10 protein-coding genes are annotated in these 9,479 nt (G+C 62.0%); 2 read left to right on the forward strand and 8 right to left on the reverse strand.

Going from position 1 to position 9,479, the window contains the following annotated elements; all coding sequences use genetic code 11:
- Window positions 1-80: 80 nt before the first annotated feature.
- The 8 genes from SPHINGO391_RS11830 to SPHINGO391_RS11865 form a co-directional block, all read right to left on the reverse strand.
- Window positions 81-869 carry an ATP12 family protein gene (locus SPHINGO391_RS11830; protein WP_152009022.1) on the reverse strand — a complete coding sequence of 263 codons (789 nt, stop codon included), beginning with the start codon at window positions 867-869 and terminating at the stop codon, window positions 81-83.
- 17 nt (window positions 870-886) lie between these two features.
- The gene (locus SPHINGO391_RS11835; RefSeq protein ID WP_152009023.1) at window positions 887-1,534 is read right to left on the reverse strand and encodes an HAD-IA family hydrolase; all 648 of its coding nucleotides are present in this window, start codon (window positions 1,532-1,534) and stop codon (window positions 887-889) included.
- The gene (locus SPHINGO391_RS11840; RefSeq protein WP_152009024.1) at window positions 1,531-2,520 is read right to left on the reverse strand and encodes an RluA family pseudouridine synthase; all 990 of its coding nucleotides are present in this window, start codon (window positions 2,518-2,520) and stop codon (window positions 1,531-1,533) included. Before SPHINGO391_RS11840 ends, SPHINGO391_RS11835 begins: the two co-directional genes overlap by 4 nt.
- Window positions 2,521-2,545: 25 nt before the next feature.
- A complete protein-coding gene (gene crcB / locus SPHINGO391_RS11845; protein ID WP_152009025.1) occupies window positions 2,546-2,920 on the reverse strand; it encodes a fluoride efflux transporter CrcB in 375 nt (124 codons plus the stop codon).
- Window positions 2,921-3,005: 85 nt separating this feature from the next.
- Window positions 3,006-3,554: a flavodoxin domain-containing protein gene (locus SPHINGO391_RS11850; RefSeq protein ID WP_152009026.1), complete on the reverse strand. Its 549-nt coding sequence runs from the start codon at window positions 3,552-3,554 to the stop codon at window positions 3,006-3,008.
- 93 nt (window positions 3,555-3,647) lie between these two features.
- Window positions 3,648-4,688 carry a 2-dehydropantoate 2-reductase gene (locus tag SPHINGO391_RS11855; RefSeq protein WP_152009027.1) on the reverse strand — a complete coding sequence of 347 codons (1,041 nt, stop codon included), beginning with the start codon at window positions 4,686-4,688 and terminating at the stop codon, window positions 3,648-3,650.
- 3 nt (window positions 4,689-4,691) lie between these two features.
- Window positions 4,692-6,005 (reverse strand): replication-associated recombination protein A, encoded by a 1,314-nt coding sequence (locus SPHINGO391_RS11860; protein ID WP_152009028.1) that lies wholly within the window; start codon window positions 6,003-6,005, stop codon window positions 4,692-4,694.
- Window positions 6,006-6,009: 4 nt separating this feature from the next.
- Window positions 6,010-7,305 carry a DegQ family serine endoprotease gene (locus SPHINGO391_RS11865; protein WP_244615406.1) on the reverse strand — a complete coding sequence of 432 codons (1,296 nt, stop codon included), beginning with the start codon at window positions 7,303-7,305 and terminating at the stop codon, window positions 6,010-6,012.
- 524 nt (window positions 7,306-7,829) lie between these two features.
- On the opposite strand from SPHINGO391_RS11865, the gene msrP reads away from it, so the two are divergent.
- Window positions 7,830-8,795, forward strand: coding sequence for a protein-methionine-sulfoxide reductase catalytic subunit MsrP (gene msrP, locus SPHINGO391_RS11870; protein ID WP_152009030.1), 966 nt, complete (start codon window positions 7,830-7,832; stop codon window positions 8,793-8,795).
- The gene (msrQ, locus tag SPHINGO391_RS11875; protein ID WP_193217422.1) at window positions 8,795-9,457 is read left to right on the forward strand and encodes a protein-methionine-sulfoxide reductase heme-binding subunit MsrQ; all 663 of its coding nucleotides are present in this window, start codon (window positions 8,795-8,797) and stop codon (window positions 9,455-9,457) included. Before msrP ends, msrQ begins: the two co-directional genes overlap by 1 nt.
- Window positions 9,458-9,479 lie beyond the last annotated feature (22 nt).

Here is a 9,479-nt window from a genome sequence, read left to right on the forward strand (position 1 = left end):
CCCCGCCAATTGGGAACAGAGCCCATTGATGACAGGCCGCGCTCCACCAGCAAGCACGTGATTTGCAATCTCCGACAGGCTCAGGCGCGGTGGGCGAGCAGAATCAGGTGAGCCGCCTCGAAATCGAGCTGCCGCTTGGCGCGGCTTTCCGCTGCTTCATGGTCCTCGCCCCATTGTGCGATGTTGTAGTCCTCGTCGACATGGGCCGCGGCCCAGATCTCGGATGGTTCTCCCTGCCCTTCGGCCAGCGCCAGAGCAAGCACCAACGAACCAGTCAATGAAGTGATCGTGTGCAGGGCAGTGAGCTGCAGAGGTGTGCCATAGCGGCGAAGAAGGGTTGCAATGGCGCGTATGGCTTCCGGTGGCTGTTCGACATGAACAATGCCCTCTGAAAGAACCAGGCGCGCACCCATGCTCGATGCCCAGTCGAGATAGGGATCCCAGAGTTCGCTCTCGCGCGCCACCAGACCTTCGGGCGCGTCGGCGCGGTAGCACAGAAGATCCGATCCGCCGTAGCGCAAGATCTCCTCGAATACCTCTTCCTGCGCGGCCGTCACTCCGTCAATGGCGGTATTGACCATGCGGGTAAGCGGCATCGTCGCCGGATTGATCTTGTCGCCCTGGGCTTGCCATTCGGCGGCAATGGCCTCGGCCAGCCCCCGGTGAGGCACCCCCAGCGGTTGGCGGGAGGGCGTGCGCACCTGCTTGCCGTCGAGAGCCACGACAAAGCCGCCCTCTTTACCCTCGACAACCGCAGCTTCCTTGTAGAAGCGATTTGGCAACGGCTTGTTGAGACCGGTCTGGGCTTCCCGGACCGGATCGGTCAGCTTGTCGTCACCGAGATCGAGATCACTGAGAATATCGCGCATGAAAACGTCTCCTGTCGTCAAATGAGCGTGGCAATTTCGTCGGCATGAGAAACCACGTGATGCGCGCCGGCGGCCTTGAGCGCATCCACCGGACCATAGCCCCAGGACACGCCGACCGCCCTGGCTCCAGCGCTAACCGCCATTTGCATGTCATAGACGGCATCGCCGATCACCGTGGTCTGATTCGGATCAATGCCTGCTTCCGTGCAGCATTCCAGAACCATCGCAGGATGCGGTTTGGAGGGGCAATCGTCCGCGGTTCGGGTGGTGAAAAAGGCTTTGGTCAGGCCATGGTGGGCGAGGATGGCGTCAAGCCCGCGGCGTGACTTGCCGGTGACCACGCCGAGGACCACATCGTCACGCGCCGCAAGTGCAGCAATCAGCGGCAGCAGGTCGTCATAGGCGGGTTCCAGCACACCGCCGTTCTGGCGATGGAGCATGAAGTGCTCCTTGTAGCGGGCTGTCATCGCCGCAATCTCCGCATCAACCGGACGGACGAGCATCTGTGCGATCGCGATATCGAGCGTCAGCCCGATGATCGACTTGGTGTGCGCCATTTCAGGCTTGGCAACTCCGAAATCCTCGAAGGTGCGTTCCATGCAGGTGTGGATTACTGCGGCGCTGTCGACAATGGTGCCATCGCAATCGAACAGGGCAAGCTTCATTCCTCGTGCTCCCCGCCTGCAGCCTCGTCAAAGCCGAGCAGGTTCCAGCTCTGCACCATGTGCGGGGGCAGCGGTGCCGTGACCGAAAGCCTGCCACCATCGGGGTGCGGAATGGAGATGTGGCGCGCCAACAGGTGCAGCCGGTTCTGCATGCCAGAAGGAAATTCCCAGTTCTTGTCGAACTCGAAATATTTCGGGTCACCAATGATCGGATGCCCCAGGTGCAACGCATGTACGCGCAACTGGTGGGTCCGACCTGTATAGGGTTCGAACTCCAGCCAGGCGAGATTCTGTGCCGCCTTGTCGATGACGCGGTAGTAAGACACCGCGTGGTCTGCGCCCTGCTCGCCATGTTTGGCAATGCGCATGCGGTCGCCATCCTCGGTGGCTTCCTTGATCAGCCAGGTGGAGATCTTGCCTTCCTTGGTGCGCGGCACGCCCTTGACCAGCGCCCAGTAGGTTTTCTTTGTGGTGCGTTCGCGGAAGGCGGCGGTCAGCGCCTGCGCCGCACCGCGGGTGCGCGCCACCACCAGAACGCCCGCGGTATCGCGGTCCAACCGGTGCACAAGCCTGGGCTTCTCACCCTTCTTGTTGCGCCACGCCTCAAGCATCTCGTCGACATTGCGGGTGACGCCGGAGCCGCCCTGGACGGCAAGGCCGGCGGGCTTGTTGAAGACCAGGACCTTGGGGTCCTCGTGCAGAAGCATCTGACTGAGCACATCGCCATCGTCGCGGTTGCGGATGGTCTTGGCTGTCAGCGGGCCGGTCGATTTCTCATCGACACCAAGCGGCGGCACCCTGACCGTCTGACCGGGCTGAACGCGCGCATCGGTCTTGACCCGGCCGCCATCGACACGGATCTGGCCGGAGCGGAGCAGCTTCTGAAGCTGGCCGAATCCCAGACCCGGAAAATGGATCTTGAACCAGCGATCGAGCCGCATGCCCGCTTCATCGGGATCAACCTGTATGAGCTGTACGCCCGCCATATCGATTATCTCTTTGATCTGGGCATCAGAACTGGCGCGCCAGCCATAGCCCGCCAAACAATGCCAGAATGGAAACTGTGACGCTGGCAATCACATAGGCAGCCGCCGCCGTCAACGCGCCACGCTCGTAAAGCGTCACGGCATCGAGAGAAAAGGCGGAAAATGTGGTGAAACCGCCAAGAAAACCGGTCGCCAGCAGCAACCGGAGCTCACTGTCGCCGGATGAACGGCGGGCAAGCCAGGCAATCAGAAGCCCCATCGCCAGCGAGCCGGCTATGTTGACCGCCATCGTACCCCAGGGAAAACCGGGGCCGGCAGCACGCATGACCGCCATTCCCGAAAGATGGCGTGCCACGGCACCAAAACCGCCACCGACAAAAACAAGCAAGAGAACGTTCATGCCCGCTGCTTAGCGGAAAACCGGCGATCAAGAAAGCCGTTCCGCGCAGCCCTCGGGCAGTCTTGCGGCAGGCTGCCCGTTCCGGCTAGGCACTGGCAGCCAGCGCCACATCGTCGGCAAACTCCTGCACGAAGGCATCAAGCGCCTCCCAGTCAGTGAATTCGTGGTCCCGGCTGGTGTCCACCGATGCGCCTTCCTTCCTGGCAATCTGACGCATCAACGCCCGCTTGAAGAAATCGTATTCGAGGTATTTGAGCGCCCCGGCGGCATGATGCACCTTGGCAATGTGAAATCCGGTCTTCTTTTCCAGCTTGGCCGGATAGGTTTCCGCCTCGGCACGCTCGTCGGCGCTATCGCTGTGAATGGCCAGAGAAACCGAGATGAATGCCGTGGGAACGGCAGCAAGCGCGGCTTTCCAGTCGATCAGAAACTGGGCGACAGATGTCGGATAGCGCCCGATGTGAATGGGCGCGCAGATCAACACGCCGTCAAAGCGGCCCGGAACGGCGAAGCCGGGTTCGCGCACGTCGCCGAGCACCACATGCTGACCTGCTTCCTCAAGCCTGGAAGCGGCGCGTTCGGCAATCTTGCGGGAATGCCCCTCAATCGTGGCGTAAAGAACCAGAACCGTCATGGGTGTGTCCTCCTTGTTCGGTGGAGGTCAGAATGCAGCGCTTGCGCAAGACAGGCATTGACGCAAGTCAATGGCTTGGAAACGAGCACGGGCCTACAGTCCGGCCGTCACCTTTCGAGCCAGCTCCACAAGCTTGTCACCCGGCATTTGCGGCGAGACCTTTTCGGCAAAGGCTTCTGCGACCAGACTGCAGATCAGTTCGTTGACCGGTGCAGTGCGGCCATGCGCTTCGGCGAGCGATACGACGGCGCCATTGAGAAACCGGGTTTCCGGTTCACGGTCTGCCTTCAGATCATCCCATGAGGAGGACCGGGCGGTCTCATCCATCCGGAGCTGCTGGCGTGCGACAACGCGAAAGAGCCAGGTCGGCAGGCGCAGGACCCTTGGGATCAGGCGCGGATTGGTGCGGGTGGCGCCAATGACCGGAATGCCGGCGGCATCAAGCGCCGCAAGCAGCTCCTCCATCGCCATGGCCAGCACCTTTCGGTAACCGGGATCCCGAAACTGATTCAACAGCGGCAGACCGCTGATGACGTTGAGCCCATTGTTGAGGTTGAGAAGCAGCTTGCCCCATTGCATGGCGTCGAGATTGTCATGGACCTGCAGTTTCAAGGGCGACCCTTCAGCCAGCTTGGCCAGAGGGCCGGAGGCGTCAGACGGGCCGATCAGAACCGGGCCTTCCATCGAGCAGTGCACGGCATTCGGGGACAGGCGGACCACGTTGAAGGGGACGGTGCCCGCGACGACCTGATGGGGCGACACCAATCGCTTGAGCAGTTCGACATTGCCGACACCGTTCTGCAGGCTGATGACCGTTGCATCTGGCTTGAGAACCCTGGCGAGATCAATTGCCGCGGCTTCGGTATCGCCGGACTTGGTGCAAAACAGCACGACATCACACTTTGCGAGACCGTCCACACCGCCGACAGCATAGTGCTCGGGCTTCAAGGCTGACTTGAAGCCATCATAACGTGAGAGTGACAGGCCGCGCGACAGCGATTCCAGTGTGCGCCCGCGAGCGGCGAAAACCACATGTGCGCCGGCGACGGCGAGCATGCCACCGACATAGAGCCCGATGGCGCCGGCACCCATGATGCCGACCACCGGCGCGGGTTCACGGGTGGTGCTGTTCATGTCCTATCCCTTTGTCGAGCGTTCTTTTCTGAGCCGGGACCAGAAATCGAGGCGTTTGCGGAGATCGCGCTCAAAACCCCTCTCCGGCGGATCGTAGAAGGTCTTTCGGCCCATGGCCTCCGGGAAATAGTCCTGTCCGGAGAACGCGTCGGGTTGGTCGTGATCATAGAGATAGCCCTCGCTGTAGCCTTCGGCCTTCATCAGCTTGGTGGGCGCGTTGAGGATGTGCCGCGGCGGCAGCAGCGATCCGCCTTCCTTGGCGGCGCGCATGGCGGATTTGTAGGCGGTGTAGACCGCATTGGATTTCGGCGCCGTGGCGAGATAGACGCAGGCCTGGGCCAGAGCCAGCTCGCCTTCGGGGGAGCCGAGAAAATCATAGGCATCCTTGGCCGCGTTGGCGATGACCAGCGCCTGGGGGTCGGCAAGACCGATATCTTCGGATGCCATCCGCACCAATCGCCTGCCGAGAAACAGCGGATCCTCGCCGGCATCGAACATGCGGGCGAGATAGTAGAGCGCCGCGTCGGGATCGGATCCGCGCACGGACTTGTGCAGCGCCGAGATCAGGTTGTAGTGGCCATCCTGGCCCTTGTCGTAGACAGGCGCGCGGCGCTGGACGACTTTCACAAGTGCTTCGACGTCAAACAGTTCACCCTCGCGGGCGGCGCGCCAGACCTCCTCGGCCAGTGTCAGAACCGCGCGTCCGTCACCGTCGGCCATACCCAGCAAGCTCAGCCGCGCCTCGGGTTCCAGCGGCAGCGGCTTTCCGGTCTCGGCCTCGGCGCGCACGAGCAGGCTCTCGAGGCTCTCCTGGTCGTGGGGCTTGAAGGTCAGCACCCTGGCGCGAGAGAGAAGAGCTGCATTGAGTTCGAACGAGGGGTTTTCAGTGGTCGCGCCCACCAGCACGATGGTGCCATCCTCCATCACCGGCAGAAAACTGTCCTGCTGGGCCCGGTTGAAACGGTGGATCTCGTCGACGAAGAGCAGCGTCTGGCGGCCACTCATGCGGCGGGCCCGGGCTGATTCAAAAACCTTCTTGAGATCGGCAACGCCTGAGAAAATCGCAGAGATCTGATCAAACGCCAGCTCGGTCTCTCCGGCCAGGAGCCGCGCCACGGTGGTCTTGCCGGTGCCTGGGGGACCCCAGAAGATCATCGAACCGAGACTTCCCGAGGCGATCATCCTGGTGATCGCCCCATCCGGGCCGGTCAGATGCGGCTGCCCCGTGACTTCGGCAAGGCTTGCCGGCCGCAGCCGGTCGGCAAGCGGGCGGTGCCCGCTCCGGGCGGCCTCGGGACTGGCGAACAGATCACTCATCGCATCACCTTATGATCTGGCGAATGCGCTGACCACCACGCACAATCTCGAAGCGCCAGAAGCTTGCGCCCTCGGTGAGCACCTGTTCGAGGACATCGACATTGGCGATTTCAACGCCATTGATGACGGCGATCAGATCTCCGGCCCGAAATCCGTATCGCCCGGCAATCGAGCGTCCGGGGACTTCCGTGACCACGACACCGCGCAGCGAGGACGGCAGCCGCAGCTGGGTGGCGATACGCGGGGTGATGTTGGACACAACCGCACCGGCAAACGGGTTCTGGCCCTCAAGGTTGCGGCGGTCACGCGGATTGTCCTCAGGCAGGGGCTGAAGCTTGATTTCAAGGCTGCGGCGGCCGTTGCGGCTGAGCACGTCGAGCTGCGCGCTGGTACCGACTCTGGTGGTCGCCAGCCGGTAGCCAAGTGCGTCGGGATGCTCGATCGGGCGGCCGTTGAACCCGAGCACGATATCGCCCACACGCAGTCCTGCATTCGCCGCGGGGCCTGAGTCCGTGACATCGGCAACCAGTGCCCCAATGGCCCGGTCGAGACCCAGCGCCTCGGCAATGTCGGGTGTTACCGGATCAAACGAAGCGCCGATAAAGGGCGGCTCGAACACCGTGCCGCCGGCCTCGGCGGTTTCGGCAACCGCCCGCACCAGATTGGCGGGAATGGCAAAACCGATGCCGTTAGAACCGCCGGAGCGGCTGAAAATCGCGGAGTTGATGCCGATCAGACGACCATTCATGTCGACCAGAGCGCCGCCGGAATTGCCGGGATTGATCGCGGCATCGGTCTGGATGAAGGAGCCGAAATCCGACACGCCGACGCTGTTGCGGGCAAGTGCGGAGACAATGCCGCTGGTCACGGTCTGACCGACGCCGAAGGGGTTGCCGATGGCCAGAACGATGTCGCCCACTTCAATCAGGTCGGTGTCGCCAAAATCGATGATCGGAAATGGCCCATCGCCTTCGATCTGCAGGATCGCGAGGTCGAAGCGTTCATCCTTGAGCAGGATACGGCATTGAAACTCGCGCCCGTCGGCAAGCGCCACACGAACATCATCGGCGCCTTCGATGACGTGGTTGTTGGTCACGACGATGCCGTTTTGCTGAATGATGACGCCGGAGCCGAGGGAGGATTGCTTTTCGGTACGGTTGGGCATGCGCTGGCCGAAAAACTGTTCGAAGAACGGATCACCACCAAACGGCGACATGCTGCGCTGAACCAGCCGGTCGGCATAGACATTGACGACGGCCGGTGCCGTCGCCTTCACAAGCGGCGAGAAGGACTGCATCATGTCCGCCCGCGAGCGGGGCGGTTCGCGTCGAACCTCGTTGACAGGCGCGGCCTCGCTTCGGGGGGCCGCTTGTTCCCCGGTCTCTCCAATGACGCCGCGAAAGATCTTGCCTATGCTATCGGTCAGTGAATCTTCCACACTGGTCTGGGCCGTTGCCGGAACCAGCACCGGCACAACCAGCAGACACACGGCCAAAAGGGCAAACGGAACGACGCGCAGGCGCGAGCGATTTGGAATCATGTCGGCAATCCTCAGTGATTTGGGCCACTATGGCCCGACGCGGATACCAAAGTCATCATCAGTTTGACGGCTTGATGGCAGCATGGTCCTTCATCAATGAACACAACCCGAGCTCACCAGCCCGCATGAACTCTCGAGGGCAATGGACATCCTGGGACGGATGCCGGCATCACGGCAGCTACACGAAAATGTGGTTGCGCGCCTGCTTTTTGAGCGCGGGCCATTGGTATACCTTCTGAACGGAAGCCACAGTCCGCTGGCCTTCGATCCGAGGAGTACAAGCCATGCGCCGTTTCCGTCCCACAGCCATCCCGGGGTCCGAATTCACCCCGGAAGCGAGCTATCTGCAGCGCCGCGATATCCTGCGCCTTGGTGCCGCCGGCGGTCTCGCGCTGACAGCTCCACTGGCTGCCCCCTCCCTCGCCTTCGGTGCAGAACCTGAGCCGCTTGCAGCCGCACCCGGCGCATACGACCCCGGTGAAGAGCTGACGCCGGAGGCCGATGCCACCAGCTACAACAATTTCTATGAATTCGGCACCGGCAAGGGCGATCCGAAGGCCCGGTCGGGTGATTTCAATCCGCGGCCCTGGAGCATCAAGGTTGACGGCATGGTCGGCAAGCCCGCCGAATTCGATCTTGATGCACTCATGGCGCTGGGGCTTGAAGAACGGACCTACCGGATGCGGTGCGTGGAAGCCTGGTCGATGGTCATTCCATGGATCGGTTTTCCGCTGGCGGCGCTGCTCGACAAGGTCGAGCCGCTGGGCAGCGCCAAGTATGTGGCGTTCGAAACCATTGTCCGGGCGCAGGAAATGCCCGGCCAGCGCGGCGCGTTCCAACCGCTCGACTGGCCCTATGTCGAGGGACTGAGGCTCGACGAGGCGCGACATCCGCTGACGATCATGGCGATGGGGCTCTACGGCAAGACGCTGCCCAACCAGAACGGTGCGCCGGTGCGGCTTGTGGTGCCGTGGAAATACGGCTTCAAGGGCATCAAGTCGATCGTCCGGATGACGCTAACCGAGGAACAGCCGGCCTCGACCTGGAACCGGCTGGCGCCGAACGAGTACGGCTTTTATGCCAACGTCAATCCGGCCGTCGATCATCCGCGCTGGAGCCAGGCAAAGGAAAACCGCATCGGTGGCGGCGGCTTCTTCGGCTCAAACGAGCGCCCGACACTGCCGTTCAACGGTTATGGCGATGAAGTCGCGAGCCTCTATGACGGCATGGACCTGACGGTAAATTTCTGATCATGCCTCTGCCCGCCCTGCCGAAACGGTATCATCCCGCCTCGATCTGGGCGCTCTACGCGGTCGGCCTGCTCCCGGCTGTATGGACGTTCTATCTCGGCGCGACCGGGCAGCTTATCGGCAATCCGGTGAAGATCTTCGAACACCTGCTTGGCGAATGGGCTCTCAGGTTCCTGATCCTGACACTGCTGATCTCTCCCGTCCGGGATGTCTTCGGCATCAACTGGGTGCGTTACCGTCGGACGCTGGGGCTTCTGGCCTTCTGGTATGTCACGATGCATTTCTTGGCCTACATGGTGCTCGACAAGCGCCTGGCGTTTAATGTCATCGTCGAGGATGTCTTCAAGCGCTGGTTCATCACAATCGGCATGGCGGCCTTCATCCTGCTGATCCCGCTGGCGCTCACATCCAACCGCTGGTCGATCCGTAGGCTCGGGCCAGGCTGGAACAAACTGCACCGGCTGATCTATCCGATCGCCGCGGCAGGCGCCCTGCACTACTGCCTGTCGGTCAAGGTGATCGGGCCGGAACAGCTGATCTATGCAGGGCTGATAACAATTCTTATCGCCTGGCGGCTGGTTCGCCGACACTATATGGATTGGAAACGTGGCAAACGGCAAAGCAGTTCCGAACTTGCAAGCGCAATCCCGCGGGCGGACTAGAGCCGACCTTCAACTGCGAATC

Origin of the sequence: Hoeflea sp. EC-HK425 (genome assembly GCF_902498795.1) — a bacterium.
Taxonomy (GTDB): Bacteria; Pseudomonadota; Alphaproteobacteria; order Rhizobiales; family Rhizobiaceae; genus Hoeflea; species Hoeflea alexandrii.